Source organism: Rhodosalinus sp. (assembly GCF_046542825.1).
Lineage (GTDB): Bacteria > Pseudomonadota > Alphaproteobacteria > Rhodobacterales > Rhodobacteraceae > Rhodosalinus.
In genome coordinates, this window is record NZ_JBKHAQ010000055.1 from 1 (window position 1) to 18,350 (window position 18,350).

Sequence of the window (18,350 nt, forward strand, 5' to 3'; positions counted from 1 at the left end):
GCGGTGCTAGTGCTGTTAGAGAGAGAGAGGATATCAGTCCATGCTGTCTGAGGAACGGAAGGAACGCAACAAGTCTGGCCTCGGGGCCAAACTCAAGAGCGCAAGAACCAAAGCTGGATACACTCAGAAGGCTTTAGCCTCGGAACTCGGGGTCGAATATTACACGATGATTAGTCAGATGGAACTTGGCTATATCTCGATCCCGCCGTCGCTGTGGAGGCCCATAGCCATCGTCCTGAAGCTGGACATGGGGGATTGGGTCCTTCGCTGCCTTCAGGAATACCAGCCTGAGGTTTACAAGGCTCTGTTCAACAACCGGAGCCGGAAGGAAGTATCTATCGTTCTGATCCTTCTCACCAAGGGTGATCTGGACGAGCAGATTGAGACCTACGAGAAGAAGGAGAAGGAGACCACATGACCACCGTTAACCCCCGAACCCACTTCGTCCGAATCCTCGACTACGGACAGGTGCGCAAGATGATCGACATGCTCAACACCGTGAGCGACAAGACGATCCCCTATCCTCCCGAGAACGAGGAGTTCTTCAATGTTCACGCCCCTGATGGCGATGTTGTATTTGCCGGTCTGAAGAAGGGCGGTCGATGGATTTGCCGCCTTCACCGGGAGGTCTTCGCGGAGAATAACTAGGAATGGGAGCCTTGGATCAGTCCAAGGCAAGCCCTAGGGAAGTAAGGACCTGCTGAACTAGGGGACCATAAATGACCTGTAAAGGAGCATGGAATCCATGAGGCTCTACAAACGACCCAATAGCCCCTACTGGTGGATGGAGTTCACCGTGAGCGGTAGGACCGTCAGAAAGTCCACCAAGCGGCCCCTGAGCGACGAGAAGGGGGCCAAGCGGGTGTTGGCCGAGGAATACCGGCGACACCACGATCACGTCCAACTTGGCGACAAGAAGGAGATAACTCTTGCCGAAGCCTTCGACCTGACCTTGGGCGAGGTCAAGGGCCAGACCCAACGCCTCTACCGGACGGTCAAGGGTCATGCCTGCGACCATTTCCGGGGCACCACACGCCTCTCTGCGATCACGCAGGGGGACGTGGATGCCTATGTCTCCAAGCGTCAGGCACTCGGTATGAAGCCCAATACCATCAGGGCCGAGGTCAAGTGCATCCGTAGGGTAATCAACCGGGTAGCCAAGACCTACCGCATCAACCCCGATCTGGACTGGCCAAAGATCAAACCCTTCGTAAAGACCCGATACCTGTCCGATCCTGAGGAGACCCTCGTCCTGACCGATCTGGCGGGACAGGCTACCATCACCGCCGAGAAGGCTCATGACCTGTGCATCTTCCTCGTGGACACGGGCATGAGGCTCATGGAGGGGGTCAACGTCCAGTGGGCTGATATCGACCTGACGAACAAGAGAATCGAGCTTTTCCGGTCCAAGACCGGGACAACCACGGTTCTACCTATGTCTCTAAGGGTCGAGCAGATGCTCCGAAGGAAGCTCAACCAGCCCCAGCCCTTCGAGGAGATGGAGTGGGCCATCAGGCTTCTCCGGAAGACGATCCATAAGCATTGCAACCGTAATGCCCGGATCGTTGAGCAGAAGGGCGCTGCCACGGTCCATTCCCTGAGAGACACATTCGCAACCCGGATGCTCAAACAGGGCATGACCATTCACCGTCTGGCCTATCTCATGGGCCATACGACCACCGTGATGACCGAGAAATACGGTCACTTGGAGCGGATCGACGTGACCGAGGAGGCACGCTCTCTCCTCAACAGTCGCGCACACGCCGCGTAAGAGGACGCACATTATCCGCACAGTATGTGCGTCCTATACTCAAAGGGACGGGCTAGAAATCCCCTAAGTCGCTGTTTTTACGAGTGTTTTGGAGGTTGGTGGGTGATGCAGGACTCGAACCTGCGACATCTTCGATGTGAACGAAGCGCTCTACCACTGAGCTAATCACCCGTGACCGAAGCGTTTAGCCTCAGTCCCCGGTCTTCGCAAGGGGGTCGGCGAGCTTTGCCGCGTCCGGCCCCTGCCCGGGTCGAGGCGTCACGCCCCGCCTCGACTTTCGCGACCCGGCTCTGGGAGAACCTGTTGCACGAGAGGCGATCCGCGCCCCGGCATGAGGGTCAGGTTGCGGGGCCGCCGGGACCGGCCATACGGGCTCGGGACACGACAAAACGGAAAAAGGCGCCCCGAGGGGCGCCTTCGCTGTTCCTGTCCGCAAACTGGCCTCAGTGCGCGACCGCGCCGGTAGCCTCGGAGCCGCGCGCGGCTTCCGCCGCGGCCGCCTCGTCCGAGGTCTCGTCCCAGTCGACAGGCTCGGGCTGACGGACGAGGGCGTGCTTGAGCACCTCCTTGACGTTTCCGACGGGGATGATGGTCAGCCCCTCCTTCACGTTGTCGGGGATCTCCCTGAGGTCCTTCTCGTTCTCCTCGGGGATCATCACGGTGGTGATGCCGCCCCGAAGCGCCGCGAGAAGTTTTTCCTTGAGCCCGCCGATAGCAAGCACGTTGCCGCGCAGCGTGACCTCGCCGGTCATGGCGATGTCCTTGCGCACCGGGATCTGCGTGAGCACCGAGACGATGGAGGTCACCATCGCGATGCCCGCGCTCGGCCCGTCCTTGGGCGTGGCGCCTTCGGGGACGTGCACGTGGATGTCCCACTTCTCGAACCTGGGCGGCTTCACACCGATGTCGGGCGCGATCGACCGCACGAAGGAACTGGCCGCGTCGATCGATTCCTTCATCACGTCGCCCAGCTTGCCGGTGGTCTTCATCCGGCCCTTGCCGGGCAGGCGCAGCGCCTCGATCGACAGCAGATCACCGCCCACGGAAGTCCAGGCAAGGCCGGTGACCACGCCGATCTGGTCCTCCTTCTCGGCCAGACCGTAGCGGAACTTCTTGACGCCAAGGTAGTCGTCGAGGTTCTCGGCCGTGACGGTCACATGCCTGACCTTGTCGCGGATGATCTCGGTCACCGCCTTGCGGGCGACCTTGGCCATCTCGCGCTCGAGGCTCCGTACCCCCGCCTCGCGGGTGTAGCGGCGCACGATCTCCAGGATCGCCTCGTCGGTCAGTTCGAACTCGCCCTTCTTCAGGCCGTGGTTCTCGATCTGCTTGGGCAGCAGGTGGCGCTTGGCGATCTCCAGCTTCTCGTCCTCGGTGTAGCCGGCCAGCGGAATGATCTCCATCCGGTCCAGCAGCGGGCCGGGCATGTTGTAGGAGTTCGCCGTGGTGATGAACATCACGTTCGAGAGGTCGTATTCCACCTCGAGGTAATGGTCCGCGAAGGTCGAGTTCTGCTCGGGATCGAGCACCTCGAGCATCGCGCTCGCCGGATCGCCGCGGAAGTCCTGCCCCATCTTGTCGATCTCGTCGAGCAGGATGAGCGGATTGGTGGTCTTGGCCTTCTTCATCGACTGGATGATCTTGCCAGGCATCGAGCCGATGTAGGTCCGGCGGTGGCCGCGAATCTCGGACTCGTCGCGCACGCCGCCAAGGCTGATGCGGATGAACTCGCGCCCCGTGGCGCGCGCCACCGACTTGCCGAGCGAGGTCTTGCCCACGCCCGGAGGCCCCACAAGGCACAGGATCGGCCCCTTCAGCTTCTTCGAGCGGCTCTGCACGGCCAGGTATTCGACGATGCGCTCCTTGACCTTCTCCAGGCTGTAGTGATCCTCGTCCAGGATCTTCTGCGCGCGGTGCAGATCCTTCTTCACGCGGGATTTCACGCCCCACGGGATCGACAGCATCCAGTCGAGGTAGTTGCGCACCACCGTCGCCTCGGCGCTCATCGGGCTCATGTTCTTGAGCTTCTTCAGCTCCGCCTCGGCCTTTTCGCGCGCCTCCTTCGAGAGCTTGGTGTTCTCGATGCGCTCCTCGAGTTCGGCAACCTCGCCGCCGCCATCCTCGCCGTCGCCCAACTCCTTCTGAATGGCCTTCATCTGCTCATTCAGGTAGTATTCGCGCTGGGTCTTCTCCATCTGGCTCTTGACGCGGGTCTTGATCTTCTTCTCGACCTGCAGGACGCTCATCTCGCCCTGCATCAGACCATAGACCTTCTCCAACCGCTCGCTCACGGCCGTGGTCTCGAGCAGTTCCTGCTTCTGCGCCACCTCGATGCCCAGGTGACCCGCGACCAGATCCGCGAGCTTCGCGGGATCGGTGGTCTCGGACACGGCGGCAAGCGCCTCTTCGGGGACGTTCTTCTTGATCTTGGCGTAACGCTCGAACTCGCCCGTCACGGTGCGCAGCAGCGCCGTGATAGCCGAGGCGTCGCCCTCGCTCTCTTCCAGATACTCGGCCCGCGCCTCGAAATACTCGGCGTTGTCTAGGAACTCGGTGATCCGGACGCGCGCCTGTCCCTCGACCAGAACCTTGACGGTGCCGTCGGGAAGCTTGAGCAGTTGCAGGACGTTGGCGAGCACGCCGGTGCGGTAGATACCTTCGGCGGCGGGGTCATCCTCGGCGGCGTCGATCTGCGACGACAAGAGGATCTGCTTGTCGTCCTTCATCACCTCCTCGAGTGCGCGCACCGACTTCTCGCGCCCCACGAAGAGCGGCACGATCATGTGCGGGAACACGACGATGTCCCTGAGCGGCAGGACGGGATAGGAGGTGTTCAGGGGCTCTTGCATGAATGCATCCTTGTTCTTGGCAAGAGGGCGCTTACCCCGCTGTGGCGGCAGCCTTCGGCCCTCTCCTTTTCCGACCATTAAGGTGGGGGTCAGGCGCCAGATTTCAACCGCGCCGGCCTCTCGGCGCGAGTCGCAGCATGTGCCGCGCGCCGGCCATGCGCAAGCGGATCGCGCTGCCGGAAGACCGCCTGCGCGACCGGGTCGGCCGCCACGGGCCGGGCCGGCCCGTAGACTGCCGTGCTTGCGATGTCCGGCCATCGCCGCGCGGGTTTGCACAGGGGCCGCGCAACCTTTAGTGTCGTCAAACATTCACTTGCCGGGCCCTGCGTCACGCGCTAGCGCCCCGCAAAACGACACCGGAGAGAGAGCAGGCCCATGCGGATCGCCATTCTCGGAGGGGACGGCTTCGTCGGCTGGCCCACAGCACTGCACCTGTCGGCACAGGGCCACGAGGTGCATATCGTCGACAACCTCTCGCGCAGATGGATCGACACGGAACTGGGCGTGCAGTCGCTGACGCCCATGGACTCGATCCAGGAACGCTGCCGCATCTGGAAGGAGGTCTCGGGCCAGACGATCCGCTTTCACCTGCTCGACCTTGCGAAGGAATACGAGCGCCTGCGCCAGTGGCTGGCCGAGCACCGCCCCGACGCCGTCGTGCATTTCGCCGAACAGCGCGCGGCGCCCTATTCGATGAAATCCGACCGCCACAAGACCTACACCGTCAACAACAACGTCTCGGCCACGCACAACCTGCTCGCCGCACTGGTCGAAACCGGCATCGACGCGCATCTGGTGCACCTGGGCACGATGGGCGTCTACGGCTACTCGAACGTGGGCGCGGCGATCCCCGAGGGCTACCTCGACGTCGAGATCGAGAACCTCGAGGGCGAGAAGAAAGGGCTCGAGATCCTCTATCCCACGCGCCCCGGCTCGGTCTATCACATGACCAAGAGCCTCGATCAGATCCTTTTCCAGTTCTACGCGCAGAACGACGGGCTGCGGATCACCGACCTGCACCAGGGCATCGTCTGGGGCACGCACACCGACCAGACGCGCCGCCACGAGCAGCTGATCAACCGCTTCGACTATGACGGCGACTACGGGACCGTGCTCAACCGCTTCCTGATCCAGGCCGCGATCGACTATCCGCTGACCGTGCACGGCACCGGCGGGCAGACCCGCGCCTTCATCCACATCCAGGATTCGGTGCGCTGCATCGAGCTGGCGCTTAGGGATGCGCCGAAGGCGGGCGACCGGGTGAAGATCTTCAACCAGATGACCGAGACGCACCGCGTGCGCGACCTGGCCCAGCTTGTGGCGAAGATCACGGGGGCGAAGGTCAAGTTCCTGCCGAACCCCCGCAAGGAGGCCGACGAGAACGATCTTGTCGTGCAGAACGAGCAGTTCCTCGCGCTGGGGCTGGAGCCCATCACGCTGGCAGAGGGCCTGCTGAGCGAGGTGGTCGAGGTGGCGCGGAAATACGCCCACCGCATCGACCGCTCGCGGGTGCCGGCCGTCTCTGCCTGGACGCGGGACCTCGCGCAGCGGGTGGAGCGCGACCCCGAGGGCAAGGCGCTCAAGTCCGTGTCATGAGCGGCCTCGCGCCGGAGCGGCCCGCCCGCTCCGACCGCGCCTATGTCACGCTGGTCACCAACGCCGATTTCGCCCGCGGGGCGGCGGCCTTGCTGCATTCGCTCGCGCTGACGGGAACCGGGGCGGACCGCGTCGTGCTGCACACCGCGGCCGTGGAAGAGGCCGCGCTGGCGCCCCTGCGCGAACTGGGCGCGCGGCTGGTGGCCACGGACCTGCTGCCCACCTCCGACGCCTTCAACCAGGCGCATGCCCGCGACCGGCTGCACGGCATCGCCCCCTTCACCAAGGGCGAGAAACCCGCGTTCCACACGCCGCTCGACAACTTCGTGAAGCTCAGGCTCTGGCAACTCGACTACGCGCGCGTCGTCTTTCTCGACGCCGACACGCTGGTGCTGCGCCCGATCGACCGGCTGTTCGACTACCCCGAGTTCTGCGCCGCGCCCAACGTCTACGAAAGCCTCGCTGATTTCCATCGGATGAACTCGGGCGTCTTCACGGCGCGGCCCTCGCAGGCCACCTTCGAGGCCATGCTGGTCCGCCTCGACGCGCCCGGCGCCTTCTGGCGGCGCACGGATCAGACATTCCTGCAGGACTACTTCCCCGGCTGGCACGGGCTGCCGGTCTTCGACAACATGCTGCAATACGTCTGGTTCAACCTGCCGGGCCTCTGGGACTGGGACTCGATCCGCGTGCTGCACTTCCAGTACGAAAAGCCGTGGCAGGCGCACGCCAAGGCGGACCGGCTGCGCCCGCTGATCGACCTGTGGCATGCCTATGCCCGAGGCGAGGCGCCGGACCTCTCGGCGCTTCCCAATCCGTGAAGCTCGCGGTCACGGGCGGCACGGGACTCGTCGGCCGCTTCCTCGTGGAGGAGGCGCTGGCGGCGGGCGACACGGTGACCGTGCTGACGCGCCGGCCCCCTGCCCCCGGCTTCTTCTCCGCGCCCGTGGCGCATCTGCCCTACGACCTCTCGGGAGCGGCCCCGCCCCTCGCCGGGATCGACGCGCTGATCCATGCGGGCTTCTCCCATGTGCCGGGCCGTTATCGCGGCGGCGAGGGCGACGACCCCGAGGGATTCCTGCGCAGCAACGGGGACGGCACCCTGCGGCTCTTCGAGGCGGCGGCGCGGTCGGGTGTCGGGCGGGTCGTCTTCCTGTCCTCCCGCGCGGTCTATGGCGACTATCCGCCCGGCACTGAGCTGACCGAGGCGATGCCCCCGCGCCCCGACACCCTCTACGGCGAGGTGAAGGCCGAGGCGGAAGTGGCGCTAGCCGATCTGCCCGCCGGAGTCGCGCTGCGCGCGACGGGTGTCTACGGGCCGGCGGGACCGGGACAAAGGCACAAATGGGCCGATCTCTTCGGCGCATTTCTTCGCGGCGAACCGATCGAACCGCGACGGGGCACCGAGGTGCATGGTGATGATCTTGCCGCTGCCGTGCGGCTCGTGCTCGACGCCCCGCAGGACCTGCTGGGCGACGGCATCTTCAACGTCTCGGACATCCTTCTGGACCGGCACGACCTGCTGGCCGAGGTGGCGCGGCTGACGGGCGCTCCGCATCCGCTGCCCGCGCAGAGCGACGCGCCGGTGAGCGCCATGCGCTGCGACCGGCTGCGCGCGCTGGGCTGGCGGCCCGGCGGCATGGCGCGCCTCCGCGCCAGCCTGCCGGCGATGCTGCAGGGCGTCGTCTGACATCCAGCCCCGGTTGCGCTGCGGCGCGCGCAAGCGGTTTGCAAACCGCTTGCAAGGCGCTTCCAAGCGCCTTGGGCGCTCAGTCCAGCCGAACCCCTTCGCGGCCGGCGAGATCGGTGAAGAACTGCCAGGCCACCCGCCCCGAACGGGCGCCGCGGGTGGCCTGCCATTCGATCGCCTCGGCGCGCAGCCGGTCTTCCGGCACGACCACCCCGTAGGCCTCGCAATAGCCGCGGATCATCGCCAGATAGTCGTCCTGCGAACAGGGGTGGAACCCCAGCCACAGCCCGAAGCGGTCGGAGAGCGAGACCTTCTCCTCCACCGCCTCCGACGGCGAAATCGCGGTCGAGCGCTCGTTCTCGATCATGTCGCGCGGCATCAGGTGGCGCCGGTTCGAGGTGGCGTAAAGCGCCACGTTGTCCGGCCGCCCTTCGACCCCGCCGTCAAGCACCGCCTTCAGGCTCTTGTAGTGCTGGTCGTCGTGGCCGAACGACAGGTCGTCGCAGAAAAGCAGGAAACGCTGCGCGGGTGCCGCGCGCAAGAGCGACAGCAGCCGGCCCACGCTGGGCAGATCCTCGCGCTGCAGTTCCACGATCTTCAGCGGATGGCCCTCCGCCACCACAGCGGCATGAACGGCCTTTACCAGCGAGCTCTTGCCCATGCCCCGCGCGCCCCAGAGCAACGCGTTGTTGGCCGGCAGGCCGCGGGCGAAGGCCCGCGTGTTGGCAAGCAGGATGTCGCGCACGCGTTCGATGCCCACGAGCAGAGACAGGTCCACCCGGTTCACCCGGCCCACCGGCTCCAGCCGGTCGGGCGCGACGTGCCAGACGAAGGCCTCCGCGGCATCGTAATCGGGCGCGGGCCGGGGCGCGGGCGCGATCCGCTCCAGCGCCGCCGCGATGCGCTCCAGCGCCTCGTCGTCGGGGCCTGCGTCCCTCACCGGCCGCGCGCTCCGCCGTCGGTCCCGTCCTCGTCGAACTCGCGCATCAGCGGATCGTCCTCGTCGCGGCCCTCGCCGTAGGGGTCGTCGTCGTCCTCGAACCAGAGGCCTTGGGCGCGCAGTTCCGCCTCGCGCTTCTTCTCGACCCGTTTCACCAGCCAGATCGAGACCTCGTAGAGGCCATAGACCACGACGAAGAGGATCACCTGCGTGATGACGTCGGGCGGCGTGACCAGCGCGGCGAGCACCAGGATGCCGACCACGGCATATTTGCGCACCGCCCTCAGCCCCTCGGCGCTCACCAGGCCCGCCTTGCCCATCAGCGTCAGCAACACCGGCAGCTGGAAGCAGAGGCCGAAGGCCACGATGAACTTGATGGTGAGCGACAGGTATTCCTGCGCCGAGCCCTGGAAGGCGATACCGGCGGTGGCGTTCTCGACCTCGCCTTCGTCGAGCACCGTGCCCGCCTGCTGGAAGCCCAGGAAGAAGTCGAAGGCCAGCGGCGTGACCACGTAATAGGCGAAGGCCGCGCCGAGGAAGAACATGAAGGGCGAGGCCAGCATGAAGGGCAGGAAGGCGCCCTTCTCGGACTTGTAGAGTCCCGGCGCCACGAAGCGCCACATCTGGAAGCTGATGACCGGAAAGGCCAGCACCAGCCCGCCCAGCAGCGAGATCGACACGGCGACGAAAAACCCCTCCTGCAGCCGGATCAGGATCAGCCCGCAGTCCGTCATGCCGCGCACCGCCATGGCGTCGCAGAGCGGCCGGGTGAGGAAATCGAAGATCGGATTCCAGACGGTGAAGCAGATCACCATGCCGACGATGAAGGCCAGCACCGAGCGGATCAGCCGGGTGCGCAGTTCCGCCAGATGCTCGATCAGCGGCGCCTGGGAATCGTCGATCTCGTCGACCTCGTCGGCCTTCGTCATTCCTTGCGGTCCTCAGGGGCCGGCGCGTCGCCGCCGGATGCGGCCCCGGGCGCGTCGGGCGCGGCCTGCTCCGGCGTCCCGCCGCCCGCCTTCGTCCCGGCCTGGCCGGAGGACTTCGTCTCATCGGCTTCGGCGCCCGCGCCCGCCGGCTTGTCCTTGTCGCGCAGCGCATCGCGACGCGCCTGCGCCTCCGCGGCCCGCTTGCGCGCGAGCTTGGCGGTCTCGCTGTCAGGATCCCAGCGGGTACTCTCGCGGATCGACTTCTCGACCCCGTCAAGCCCCAGAGACTTGGAACTGGCCATGTCGCGGAAGCCCTGCGTGGCCTCCTTGACGCCGCTTTCCTCCGCCGCCTCGTTCATGGCGCGCGAGAACTCGCGCGCCATCCCGCGCGCCTTGCCCATGAAACGGCCGACGTTGCGGAAGAGCACCGGCAGATCCTTGGGGCCCACCACGATCAGCGCGACGATGCCGATGAGCAGAAGCTCCGTCCAGCCCAGGTCGAGCATGGATCAGACCTTGTCTTTCTCGCGCTCGTTCTCGGGCGTCACGTCACGAACGGTCTCGGCGGACTGGTTCTCGAGCTCGTCGGTGCTTTCCTTGACGCCCTTCTTGAACGCCGTGATGCCCTTGCCGACCTCGCCCATGAGCGAGCTGATCTTGCCGCGCCCGAACAGCACGAGCACGACGATCGCGATGAGAAGAAGGCCCGGAAGGCCGATGTTGTTGAGCATGGCGACTCTCCTCGGTGGCAGGGCGGACGCAGGCGGCATCCGCCCTCCTGTGCCGCACATCTAGTCATTCGGCCCGGCCTGCGAAAGCGTGAAAGCGGTGCGTCTGCCCGCGTGACGACAGGTTTTTTCTCGCGCTCCTGCCATTTTTCCGGCAACTGTCAAAAAAATGGCAGAACAGGGCGCGAATCGGGGGAACCGGTGAGACGAAAGGAACGGCTCTATGCATTGATCGAGGTGCTTCGCCGGGGCGGCCCGCACAGGGCGGAGGATCTCGCGCGGCGCTTCGGGGTGTCGCTGCGCAGCATCTACCGCGACATGGACACGCTCGCCGCCTCCGGCGTGCCGGTCGAGGGCACCCGCGGACAGGGCTATCGCGCGCGTGCCGGGGTGACCCTGCCGCCGCTGGTGCTGGACGAGGCCGAAGTCGAGGTGCTGCACGTCGCGCTGGCGGTGATGGCGGGCGCGCAGGAAGCCTCGCTGCGCGACGCGGCGGCCACGCTTGCGGCCAAGATCGAGGAGGCGCTGCCGGAGGAGCCGGGGCGCAGGGCCGAGGGCTTCGGCCTTGCCACCTATCCCTTCGACGCGGCAGCGCGCGGCGGCGCCCATCTGCCCCGCATCCGCGCGGCAATCCGTGCCCGCCAGAAGCTGCGCGTGCGCCTCGACGGCGGCGGCGGCGCACGGGTCGTGCGGCCGCTCAAGCTGGATTACTGGGGGCGGATCTGGACGGCGCTGGCATGGGACGAAACCGCCGCCGACTTTACCGAGATCCGGGTGGACCGGATCGAGGAACTGGCCGTCCTGCCCCAGCTTTTCGTGGACGAGCCGGGCAAGCGGCTGCGCGACCACGAGGCCCGCGGGGCGGGCTGAGCGCGCCGCTTCGACGCGCCCGCCATCCCGTGACGATCAGCTGATCTCGACCAGTTCCACGTCGAAGGTCAGATCCCGCCCGGCAAGCGGGTGGTTCGCATCCAGCGTCACCGTCTCGTCCGTCGCGGTCACCACCGTCACGGGCAGCACCTGCCCCTCGGGCGTCTGCATCTGCAGCCGCGTGCCGGGGTCGAGCGGGATGTTGTCCGGGATGCCCTCGCGCGGGATCTCCTGCTGGGCGGAGGGGTCGTGCTGGCCATAGGCTTCCTCGGCGGGCACCTCGACGCGCTTGCTCTCGCCCACGGCCATGCCGGGGATCGCCTTGTCGAGGCCGGGAATGATCTCGCCCGAGCCGAGGGTGAACTGCAGAGGTTCGCGCTCGCGCGAACTGTCGAAGGTGGTGCCGTCCGACAAGGTGCCGGTGTAGTGAATGCTGACGGTATCGCCGGTCTTGGCTTCGGTCATGCGACCTCCTGCGGGTTTGGAAAGAAGGGGGATTCGTGCTTGTGAGGCCGCGCGCAATGCGCGCGGGTTGCTCGGTGCTCCGGTCCAAGGTGGGGCAGCGGACACGCGTTGTAAACCCCGCAGCGTGGCGAAGGCCCTTGTTCCCTGCCGCGGCCCCTGCCAGTCTCCGCCGCGCGAAGGGAGAGGGACATGGCCCGCACGCTCTGCGTCTTCGACGCTTACGGCACGCTCTTCGACGTGTCGGCCGCCGCGCGCCGCGCCGCCGAAGAGCCCGGGCGGGCGGCCCTGGCCCAAGGTTGGCAGCGGCTGGCCGAAGTGTGGCGGCTCAAGCAGTTGCAGTATTCCTGGCTGCGGGCGGTCACCGGCACGCATTGCGATTTCTGGCAGGTCACGGAGGACGGCCTCGACTGGGCGCTCGAGGCTACCGGGCTCGACGGAGATGCGGACCTGCGCGCGCGGCTGCTGGCGCTTTACCGCGAGCTAGAGGCCTATCCGGAGGTGCCCGCGATGCTGGAGCAGTTGAAGGACGATGGCAGGAGTTGCGCCATCCTGTCGAACGGTGCACCAGCGATGCTCGCCGCGGCGGTCGAGAGCGCGGGCATCGGCCGGCATCTCGACGCGGTGCTGTCGGTCGAGGAGGTCGGCGTCTTCAAGCCGGCGCGCGCGGTCTACGACATGGTGGGCGCCCGCTTCGGCACCGCGCCGGGCGAGGTGCTCTTCGTCTCGTCCAATGGCTGGGATGCGGCGGCGGCTGCGGGCTACGGTTTCGAGACGGTCTGGGTCAACCGCGCCGGCGACGCGGTCGACCGCCTGCCATGGACCCCGCAGCACATCCGTCACGATCTTAACGACATCCCCCGACTGGCAGGACTCTAGATGCCCCGATTCACCACCTCCGACGGCCTTTCGCTCTTCTATCTCGACGAGGGGCGCGGAATGCCCGTGCTCTGCCTGACGGGGCTCACGCGCAACACCACCGATTTCGACTATCTCGCCCCGCATCTTTCGGACCGCGTGCGGCTGATCCGCATGGACTATCGCGGGCGCGGCCGGTCCGACTGGGCCGAGGATCACCTGAGCTACACCGTCCCGCGCGAGGGCGCGGACGCGGTGGAACTGCTGGACCACCTTGGCCTGGACACCGCCGCCGTCATCGGCACCTCGCGCGGCGGGCTGATCGCGCTTGTTCTGGCCGCCACGGCGAAGGAGCGGCTGCGCGGCGTCATGCTGAACGACATCGGCCCGGCGCTGGAGCCTGCCGGGCTGGAGGTGATCACGCGCTATCTCGGGCGCGATCCGGTCTGGAAGACCGTGGCAGAGGCGATGGCCGAACGCCCGCGGGCGATGGCAGGCTTCGCCAACGTGCCCGAAAGCCGCTGGCGCGAGGAGATCGACCATCTCTACCACGTCCTGCCGGAAGGGCTGCGGATCAACTATGACCCGCGCCTGCGCGAGGCGGTGATCGAGGCAGGCGCGCAGGGCGCCGCCGATCTCTGGCCGTATTTCGACGCGCTCGACGGGCTGCCCGTGGGCGTGATCCGGGGCGCCAACTCCGATCTGCTGAGCCGCGCCACCGTCGAGGAGATGTGCCGCCGCCGCCCCGACCTGATCGCGGCCGAGGTGCCGGACCGGGGGCACATCCCCTTTCTCGACGAGGCGGAGGCGCTGGACGCGATCCGCGCCTGGCTGGAGCGGCTCGCATGACGCTGGCCACGCGCGCCGAGGCCTGCGACATCGGCATGATCGAAGCCGCGGCCGCCCGCCTTGCAGGCCACGCCCGGCGCACGCCGCTGCTGTCCTCGCCCTTCCTGGACGAGATCGCGGGGCGGCGGGTGCTGGTGAAGCCCGAGTGCCTTCAGCACACCGGCAGCTTCAAGTTCCGCGGCGCGTGGTCCGCGCTCTCGGCGCTGGCGGCCGAGGTCCGTGCCCGCGGCGTCATCGCCTATTCCAGCGGCAATCACGCACAGGGGGTCGCGCGCGCCGCCGCGCTGCACGGCGTGCCGGCGGTGATCGTGATGCCTGCGGACGCGCCGCAGCTGAAGATCGCGAACACCCGCGCGCTGGGCGCAGAGGTCGTGCTTTACGACCGCGCGCGCTTCGAGAGCCGCGAGGAGATCGGCGCAAGGATCGCCGCCGAGCGCGGTCTCACCCTGATCAAGCCCTACGACGACCCGCAGGTGATCGCGGGCCAGGGCACCACGGGCCTCGAGATCGCGGAGCAGGCGGCGCAGGCCGGCGTGACGGAGGCCGAGGTGCTGGTCTGCGCAGGCGGCGGGGGCCTTTCGGCAGGGATCGCACTGGCGCTCGAAGCGCGGGCACCGGGGCTGCGCGTGCGGACAGCGGAGCCCGAAGGCTACGACGACTGGGCACGCTCGCTCGCCTCCGGAAGACGCGAGCGGAACGCAGCCGAGGCCGGCGGCTTCTGCGACGCGATCCTGACGCCCGAACCGGGCGAACTGACCTTCCCGATCCTGCGGCGGCTGGCCGGTCCGGGCCTTGCGGTGAGCGACGCCGAGGTGCGGCGCACGATGGCCCTTGCCTTCACCCGGCTCAAGATCGCGGCGGAGCCCGGGGGCGCGGTGGCGCTGGCCGCCGCGCTCTTCCACCCCGAGGCGATCGCGGGCGAGGCGGTGATCGTCACCGTCTCGGGCGGCAACGTGGACCCGGCGCTCTTCGCGGAGGTACTGGCGCAGGCTGGGGCCTGACGGCGATTTTTCGCTCGAAAAATCGCCGTCAAGCGGCTGGCCTGCTTCCGAAAAATCTTCGACCGAAGATTTTTCTCCGCGCCGCCCGCGATTGACTTGACCGGACCTTCGGGGTTTTGTCCGCGCGTGGTCGTGGTCTCGGGAGGCAGGACATGCGGACGCAGGTGGCGATCGTAGGGGGCGGGCCGTCAGGGCTTTTGCTGGGCCAGCTTCTGCACCGGGCGGGGATCGACACGGTGGTGCTGGAGCGTCGGTCGCGCGACTACGTGCTCTCGCGCGTTCGCGCGGGCGTGCTGGAAACGGGTCTCGTGGACCTGATGCACGAGGCAGGCGTGGGAGAGCGGATGGACCGCGAAGGCTTCATCCACGACGGCACGCTGATCGCCAACGGCGACGAGCAGTTCCGCATCGACTTCCACAGGCTCACCGGCCGGCATGTCATGGTCTATGGCCAGACCGAGGTGACGCGCGACCTATACGAAGCGCGCGATGCGGCCGGCGCGCTCACCCTGCACGACTGCCGTGGGGTGAAGCCGCACGACCTCGATACAGCCGCCCCCTTCGTCACTTTCCTCAGGGACGGCGCCGTGCATCGGCTGGACTGCGACTTCGTCGCCGGCTGCGACGGCTACCACGGTCCCTGCCGGCAGGAGATCCCGACCGAGGTCCGGCGGGAGTACGAAAAGACCTATCCTTTCGGATGGCTCGGCGTGCTCTCCGAAACCCCGCCTGTGTCCGACGAACTCATCTACGCCAACTCGGCGCGCGGCTTCGCGCTCTGCTCGATGCGCAACGCGACGCTCAGCCGCTATTACATCCAGTGCGACCTGTCGGATTCGCCGGACGACTGGACGGACGACATGTTCTGGGAGGAGTTGAAGCGCCGCATCCCGGCCGAGGCGGCCGAGCGGCTGGAGACCGGTCCCTCGATCGAGAAGTCGATCGCGCCGCTGCGCAGCTTCGTCTGCGAGCCGATGCGCTGGGGGCGGCTCTTCCTCTGTGGAGACGCGGCCCATATCGTGCCGCCCACCGGGGCGAAGGGCCTCAACACCGCCGCCTCGGACGTGCATTACCTCTCCAATGCGCTCAAGCGCTTCTACCACGACCGCGACGACGAGGGGCTGGAGCGCTATTCCGAAACCGCGCTTGCCCGGATCTGGAAGACCGAGCGTTTCAGCTGGTGGTTCAGCTCGCTGATGCACCGCTATCCCGATCAGTCGGCGTTCGACCTGCGGATCCAGCAGGCCGAACTGGCCTTCCTGCGCGACAACGAGGCGGCGCAGAAGGCGATGGCCGAAAGCTACGTCGGGCTGCCCTACTGATGCGGGTGGCGGACCTGAACGGGCTGCGCATTCACTGGCGCGAGGACGGCGATCCGCGGGGGCGCCCCGTGGTCTTCGCCAATTCGCTGGGCACCGATCTGCGGCTCTGGGACAAGGTGATCCCGCGGATGCCGGCGGGCCTGCGGCTGATCCGCTACGACAAGCGGGGGCACGGGCTGTCGGACTGTCCCCCCGGGCCCTATTCGATGGGCCAGCTCGTGACCGATGCCGAGCGGCTGCTGGACCATCTGGAGGTGCGCGACTGCGTCTTCGTAGGTCTCTCGATCGGCGGGATGATCGCGCAGGGGCTGGCGGTCAAGCGCATGGACCAGCTCCGCGCGGTGGTGCTGTCGAACACGGCCGCCAGGATCGGCACGGCCGAGATGTGGGCGGAGCGGGTCGAGACCGCGCGCACGCGGGGCATCGAGGCGATGGCAGACGGTGTGCTGGAACGCTGGTTCACCGCCGCCTTCCGCGAGACCGGGGAGTTCGCCGCCTGGCGCAACATGCTGATCCGCCAGCCGGCCGAGGGCTACGCCGGCTGCTGCGCGGCGATCGCGGGCACCGATTTCTACACGCCGACCAGCGGGTTGCGGCTGCCCGTGCTGGGCATCGCCGGGTCGGATGACGGCTCCACCCCCGCCGATCTGGTGCGCGAGACGGTGGAACTGATCCCGGGGGCCGAGTTCCGGCTGATCCGCCGCGCGGGGCACCTGCCCTGCGTCGAGCAGCCCGAGGCCTATGCCGAGGCGCTGACCGAATTCCTCGTCTCGATCGGGCATGTCTGATTTCCTGCTGATCCACGGCTCCTGCCACGGGGCCTGGTGCTGGCGCGACGTGATCCCGGCGCTTGAGGCGCTGGGGCATTCCGCCCGCGCCATCGACCTGCCCGGCCACGGCAAGGACAAGACGCCCGCGGGCGAGGTCACGCTGGAAGCTTACGCGGATGCCATCCTCGCCGCGATCGAGGCGCCCGTCGTGCTGGTGGGTCATTCGATGGCCGGCTTTCCGATCACCGCCGCCGCCGAGAAGGCGCCGGAGCGGATCGCGCAGCTGGTCTATCTCTGCGCCTACGCGCCCGCGGGCGGCGTGTCGCTGGTCCAGATGCGGCAGGCCGCGCCGCGCCAGCCGCTGCTGCCGGCGCTGGAGAAATCCGCCGACGGGCTGTGCTTCGGCGTGAAGCCGGAAATGGCGCGCGAGGTCTTCTACCACGACTGCCCGGACGCGGCGGTGGCCTATGCCATCCCGCGCCTCTGCCAGCAGCCCATCGCGCCGCAGGCCACGCCGCTTGCCGTGACGGAGCGCTCGCGCGCCCTGCCCCGAGACTACATCCGCTGCACCGACGACCGGACCATCCCGCCGGAATACCAGGTCACGATGACCGAGGGCTGGCCGGACCACCGCGTGCACAGCCTGCGCACCGGGCATTCGCCCTTCTTCGCCGATCCGCAGGGGCTCGCCCGGCTGCTGCACGATATCGCGGGGGCGGGATGAGCACGCTTTACGGCGAACTCTTCGGCGCGGGAGAGGCCGCGCGGCTGTTCTCCGACGGGGCGGAGATCCGCGCGATGCTGGTGGTCGAGGGGGCGCTGGCGCAGGTGCAGGGGCGGCTGGGCGTGATCCCGGAGACGGCGGCGCAGGCGATCCACCGCGCCTCGCTCGAGGTCACGCTGGACCCGGCGGCGCTTGCAGGACCGGCGGGACAGAACGGCGTGCCGGTTCCCGGCCTTGTCGCGGCCTTCCGCGCGGCGATGGGCGCGCCGGAGCACGCGCAGTTCGTCCACTGGGGCGCGACCAGCCAGGACATCCAGGACACCGGCCTGATGCTGCGGCTGCGGCAGGCGCTGGCCGAGGCCGAGGCGCAGGCGCGCGCCACCGCGCAGGCGCTGGCCCGGCTGGCCGAGGCGCAGGCGGAGCTGCCGATGGCCGCGCGCACCTACGGGCAGGTCGCCACGCCCACCAGCTTCGGCGCGGTAGCGGCGGGCTGGGGCTGGCCGCTCCTCGATCTGCTGGACGAGGTGGAAGCCCTGCGCGCCACCAGCCTCTGGGTCTCGCTCTCGGGCGCGGCGGGCACGGGTGCCGCGCTGGGGCCGCGGGCGGCGGAGACGCGCGCGGCACTGGCCGAGGCGCTGGGGCTGACGGATCCGGGACGCAGCTGGCACGCGGACCGTGGACCGATCCTGCGGCTGGCCGACTGGGCGGGCCGCCTTGCCGCGGCGCTCGCCAAGATGGGCCACGACCTGATCGCGATGACGCAGACGGGGATCGGCGAGCTGCGGCTGGGTGCAACGGGAGGCTCCTCGACCATGCCGCAGAAGGCCAACCCGGTCGGGCCCTCGGCACTGGTGGCGCTGGCGGGACAGGTGCGCGCGCAGCACGCCGCACTGCACGCAGCCGCCAGCCCGCAGGGCCAGCGCGACGGCGCGGCGTGGTTCGGCGAATGGATCGCGCTGCCGCAACTCTGGCTCTCCGCGCTGGCCGCGCT

General features: G+C 67.8%; 20 protein-coding genes and 1 tRNA gene. 14 read left to right on the forward strand and 7 right to left on the reverse strand.

The features are described 5' to 3' along the window. Positions 1-40 precede the first annotated feature (40 nt). From ACLFOB_RS08745 to ACLFOB_RS08755, 3 genes are all read left to right on the forward strand, one after another. A complete protein-coding gene (locus ACLFOB_RS08745; RefSeq protein ID WP_410925832.1) occupies positions 41-418 on the forward strand; it encodes a helix-turn-helix domain-containing protein in 378 nt (125 codons plus the stop codon). After that, the gene (locus tag ACLFOB_RS08750) at positions 415-648 is read left to right on the forward strand and encodes a hypothetical protein (protein ID WP_410925833.1); all 234 of its coding nucleotides are present in this window, start codon (positions 415-417) and stop codon (positions 646-648) included. The genes ACLFOB_RS08745 and ACLFOB_RS08750 overlap by 4 nt, the downstream gene beginning before the upstream one ends. Before the next feature lie 97 nt (positions 649-745). Further along, on the forward strand, positions 746-1,771 hold the full coding sequence (locus ACLFOB_RS08755) for a tyrosine-type recombinase/integrase (protein WP_410925834.1): 1,026 nt from the start codon (positions 746-748) through the stop codon (positions 1,769-1,771). 96 nt (positions 1,772-1,867) lie between these two features. On the opposite strand, the gene ACLFOB_RS08760 is transcribed toward ACLFOB_RS08755, so the two are convergent. Both ACLFOB_RS08760 and lon read right to left on the reverse strand, forming a co-directional pair. Next, positions 1,868-1,942: transfer RNA gene (locus ACLFOB_RS08760), tRNA-Val, on the reverse strand. 272 nt (positions 1,943-2,214) lie between these two features. Next, the gene (gene lon / locus ACLFOB_RS08765; protein WP_410925835.1) at positions 2,215-4,620 is read right to left on the reverse strand and encodes an endopeptidase La; all 2,406 of its coding nucleotides are present in this window, start codon (positions 4,618-4,620) and stop codon (positions 2,215-2,217) included. 375 nt (positions 4,621-4,995) lie between these two features. On the opposite strand from lon, the gene ACLFOB_RS08770 reads away from it, so the two are divergent. The 3 genes from ACLFOB_RS08770 to ACLFOB_RS08780 are packed head-to-tail and all read left to right on the forward strand — an operon-like array spanning position 4,996 to position 7,906. Further along, a complete protein-coding gene (locus ACLFOB_RS08770) occupies positions 4,996-6,216 on the forward strand; it encodes an NAD-dependent epimerase/dehydratase family protein (protein WP_410925836.1) in 1,221 nt (406 codons plus the stop codon). Next, a complete protein-coding gene (locus ACLFOB_RS08775) occupies positions 6,213-7,037 on the forward strand; it encodes a glycosyltransferase (protein WP_410925837.1) in 825 nt (274 codons plus the stop codon). Before ACLFOB_RS08770 ends, ACLFOB_RS08775 begins: the two co-directional genes overlap by 4 nt. Continuing rightward, on the forward strand, positions 7,034-7,906 hold the full coding sequence (locus ACLFOB_RS08780) for an NAD-dependent epimerase/dehydratase family protein (protein ID WP_410925838.1): 873 nt from the start codon (positions 7,034-7,036) through the stop codon (positions 7,904-7,906). The genes ACLFOB_RS08775 and ACLFOB_RS08780 overlap by 4 nt, the downstream gene beginning before the upstream one ends. A 79-nt stretch (positions 7,907-7,985) precedes the next feature. Here the strand turns inward: ACLFOB_RS08780 and ACLFOB_RS08785 are convergent, their stop codons facing one another. The 4 genes from ACLFOB_RS08785 to ACLFOB_RS08800 are packed head-to-tail and all read right to left on the reverse strand — an operon-like array spanning position 7,986 to position 10,506. Beyond that, a complete protein-coding gene (locus ACLFOB_RS08785; RefSeq protein ID WP_410925839.1) occupies positions 7,986-8,846 on the reverse strand; it encodes an ATP-binding protein in 861 nt (286 codons plus the stop codon). Continuing rightward, on the reverse strand, positions 8,843-9,775 hold the full coding sequence (gene tatC, locus ACLFOB_RS08790) for a twin-arginine translocase subunit TatC (protein ID WP_410925840.1): 933 nt from the start codon (positions 9,773-9,775) through the stop codon (positions 8,843-8,845). Before tatC ends, ACLFOB_RS08785 begins: the two co-directional genes overlap by 4 nt. Then, positions 9,772-10,281, reverse strand: coding sequence for a Sec-independent protein translocase protein TatB (gene tatB / locus ACLFOB_RS08795; protein WP_410925841.1), 510 nt, complete (start codon positions 10,279-10,281; stop codon positions 9,772-9,774). Before tatB ends, tatC begins: the two co-directional genes overlap by 4 nt. 3 nt (positions 10,282-10,284) lie before the next feature. Continuing rightward, positions 10,285-10,506, reverse strand: a complete 222-nt coding sequence (locus ACLFOB_RS08800) for a twin-arginine translocase TatA/TatE family subunit (RefSeq protein ID WP_410925842.1) — start codon at positions 10,504-10,506, stop codon at positions 10,285-10,287. Between the two features lie 198 nt (positions 10,507-10,704). On the opposite strand from ACLFOB_RS08800, the gene ACLFOB_RS08805 reads away from it, so the two are divergent. After that, the gene (locus ACLFOB_RS08805; protein ID WP_410917575.1) at positions 10,705-11,373 is read left to right on the forward strand and encodes a helix-turn-helix transcriptional regulator; all 669 of its coding nucleotides are present in this window, start codon (positions 10,705-10,707) and stop codon (positions 11,371-11,373) included. A 36-nt stretch (positions 11,374-11,409) separates the two neighbouring features. On the opposite strand, the gene ACLFOB_RS08810 is transcribed toward ACLFOB_RS08805, so the two are convergent. Continuing rightward, positions 11,410-11,838 (reverse strand): FKBP-type peptidyl-prolyl cis-trans isomerase, encoded by a 429-nt coding sequence (locus tag ACLFOB_RS08810; RefSeq protein WP_410917574.1) that lies wholly within the window; start codon positions 11,836-11,838, stop codon positions 11,410-11,412. Positions 11,839-12,027: 189 nt separating this feature from the next. Here ACLFOB_RS08810 and ACLFOB_RS08815 point away from each other — a divergent pair, with 189 nt between their 5' ends. The 7 genes from ACLFOB_RS08815 to ACLFOB_RS08845 form a co-directional block, all read left to right on the forward strand. Next, positions 12,028-12,714, forward strand: a complete 687-nt coding sequence (locus ACLFOB_RS08815; RefSeq protein WP_410925843.1) for a haloacid dehalogenase type II — start codon at positions 12,028-12,030, stop codon at positions 12,712-12,714. Next, the gene (locus tag ACLFOB_RS08820; RefSeq protein ID WP_410925844.1) at positions 12,715-13,542 is read left to right on the forward strand and encodes an alpha/beta fold hydrolase; all 828 of its coding nucleotides are present in this window, start codon (positions 12,715-12,717) and stop codon (positions 13,540-13,542) included. Next, positions 13,539-14,543, forward strand: a complete 1,005-nt coding sequence (locus ACLFOB_RS08825) for a threonine/serine dehydratase (RefSeq protein ID WP_410925845.1) — start codon at positions 13,539-13,541, stop codon at positions 14,541-14,543. The genes ACLFOB_RS08820 and ACLFOB_RS08825 overlap by 4 nt, the downstream gene beginning before the upstream one ends. 152 nt (positions 14,544-14,695) lie before the next feature. Beyond that, entirely contained in the window at positions 14,696-15,865 is a 1,170-nt protein-coding gene (gene pobA, locus ACLFOB_RS08830; RefSeq protein WP_410925846.1) for a 4-hydroxybenzoate 3-monooxygenase, read from the forward strand. Continuing rightward, positions 15,865-16,653 (forward strand): 3-oxoadipate enol-lactonase, encoded by a 789-nt coding sequence (gene pcaD, locus ACLFOB_RS08835; RefSeq protein ID WP_410925847.1) that lies wholly within the window; start codon positions 15,865-15,867, stop codon positions 16,651-16,653. The genes pobA and pcaD overlap by 1 nt, the downstream gene beginning before the upstream one ends. Next, positions 16,646-17,359, forward strand: a complete 714-nt coding sequence (locus ACLFOB_RS08840) for an alpha/beta fold hydrolase (RefSeq protein WP_410925848.1) — start codon at positions 16,646-16,648, stop codon at positions 17,357-17,359. The genes pcaD and ACLFOB_RS08840 overlap by 8 nt, the downstream gene beginning before the upstream one ends. After that, positions 17,356-18,350: lyase family protein (locus ACLFOB_RS08845; RefSeq protein ID WP_410925849.1), on the forward strand; the 995-nt coding region annotated here is incomplete at its 3' end. The genes ACLFOB_RS08840 and ACLFOB_RS08845, both read left to right, overlap by 4 nt.

What these genes read in the sequence shown, in the direction of transcription:
- ACLFOB_RS08745 (WP_410925832.1), top strand. Translation starts at nt 41, where the DNA reads ATGCTGTCTGAGGAACGGAAGGAACGCAACAAGTCTGGCCTCGGGGCC.
- ACLFOB_RS08750 (WP_410925833.1), top strand. Translation starts at nt 415, where the DNA reads ATGACCACCGTTAACCCCCGAACCCACTTCGTCCGAATCCTCGACTAC.
- ACLFOB_RS08755 (WP_410925834.1), top strand. Translation starts at nt 746, where the DNA reads ATGAGGCTCTACAAACGACCCAATAGCCCCTACTGGTGGATGGAGTTC.
- lon (WP_410925835.1), bottom strand. Translation starts at nt 4,620, where the DNA reads ATGCAAGAGCCCCTGAACACCTCCTATCCCGTCCTGCCGCTCAGGGAC.
- ACLFOB_RS08770 (WP_410925836.1), top strand. Translation starts at nt 4,996, where the DNA reads ATGCGGATCGCCATTCTCGGAGGGGACGGCTTCGTCGGCTGGCCCACA.
- ACLFOB_RS08775 (WP_410925837.1), top strand. Translation starts at nt 6,213, where the DNA reads ATGAGCGGCCTCGCGCCGGAGCGGCCCGCCCGCTCCGACCGCGCCTAT.
- tatC (WP_410925840.1), bottom strand. Translation starts at nt 9,775, where the DNA reads ATGACGAAGGCCGACGAGGTCGACGAGATCGACGATTCCCAGGCGCCG.
- tatB (WP_410925841.1), bottom strand. Translation starts at nt 10,281, where the DNA reads ATGCTCGACCTGGGCTGGACGGAGCTTCTGCTCATCGGCATCGTCGCG.
- ACLFOB_RS08800 (WP_410925842.1), bottom strand. Translation starts at nt 10,506, where the DNA reads ATGCTCAACAACATCGGCCTTCCGGGCCTTCTTCTCATCGCGATCGTC.
- ACLFOB_RS08810 (WP_410917574.1), bottom strand. Translation starts at nt 11,838, where the DNA reads ATGACCGAAGCCAAGACCGGCGATACCGTCAGCATTCACTACACCGGC.
- ACLFOB_RS08815 (WP_410925843.1), top strand. Translation starts at nt 12,028, where the DNA reads ATGGCCCGCACGCTCTGCGTCTTCGACGCTTACGGCACGCTCTTCGAC.
- ACLFOB_RS08820 (WP_410925844.1), top strand. Translation starts at nt 12,715, where the DNA reads ATGCCCCGATTCACCACCTCCGACGGCCTTTCGCTCTTCTATCTCGAC.
- ACLFOB_RS08825 (WP_410925845.1), top strand. Translation starts at nt 13,539, where the DNA reads ATGACGCTGGCCACGCGCGCCGAGGCCTGCGACATCGGCATGATCGAA.
- pobA (WP_410925846.1), top strand. Translation starts at nt 14,696, where the DNA reads ATGCGGACGCAGGTGGCGATCGTAGGGGGCGGGCCGTCAGGGCTTTTG.
- pcaD (WP_410925847.1), top strand. Translation starts at nt 15,865, where the DNA reads ATGCGGGTGGCGGACCTGAACGGGCTGCGCATTCACTGGCGCGAGGAC.
- ACLFOB_RS08840 (WP_410925848.1), top strand. Translation starts at nt 16,646, where the DNA reads ATGTCTGATTTCCTGCTGATCCACGGCTCCTGCCACGGGGCCTGGTGC.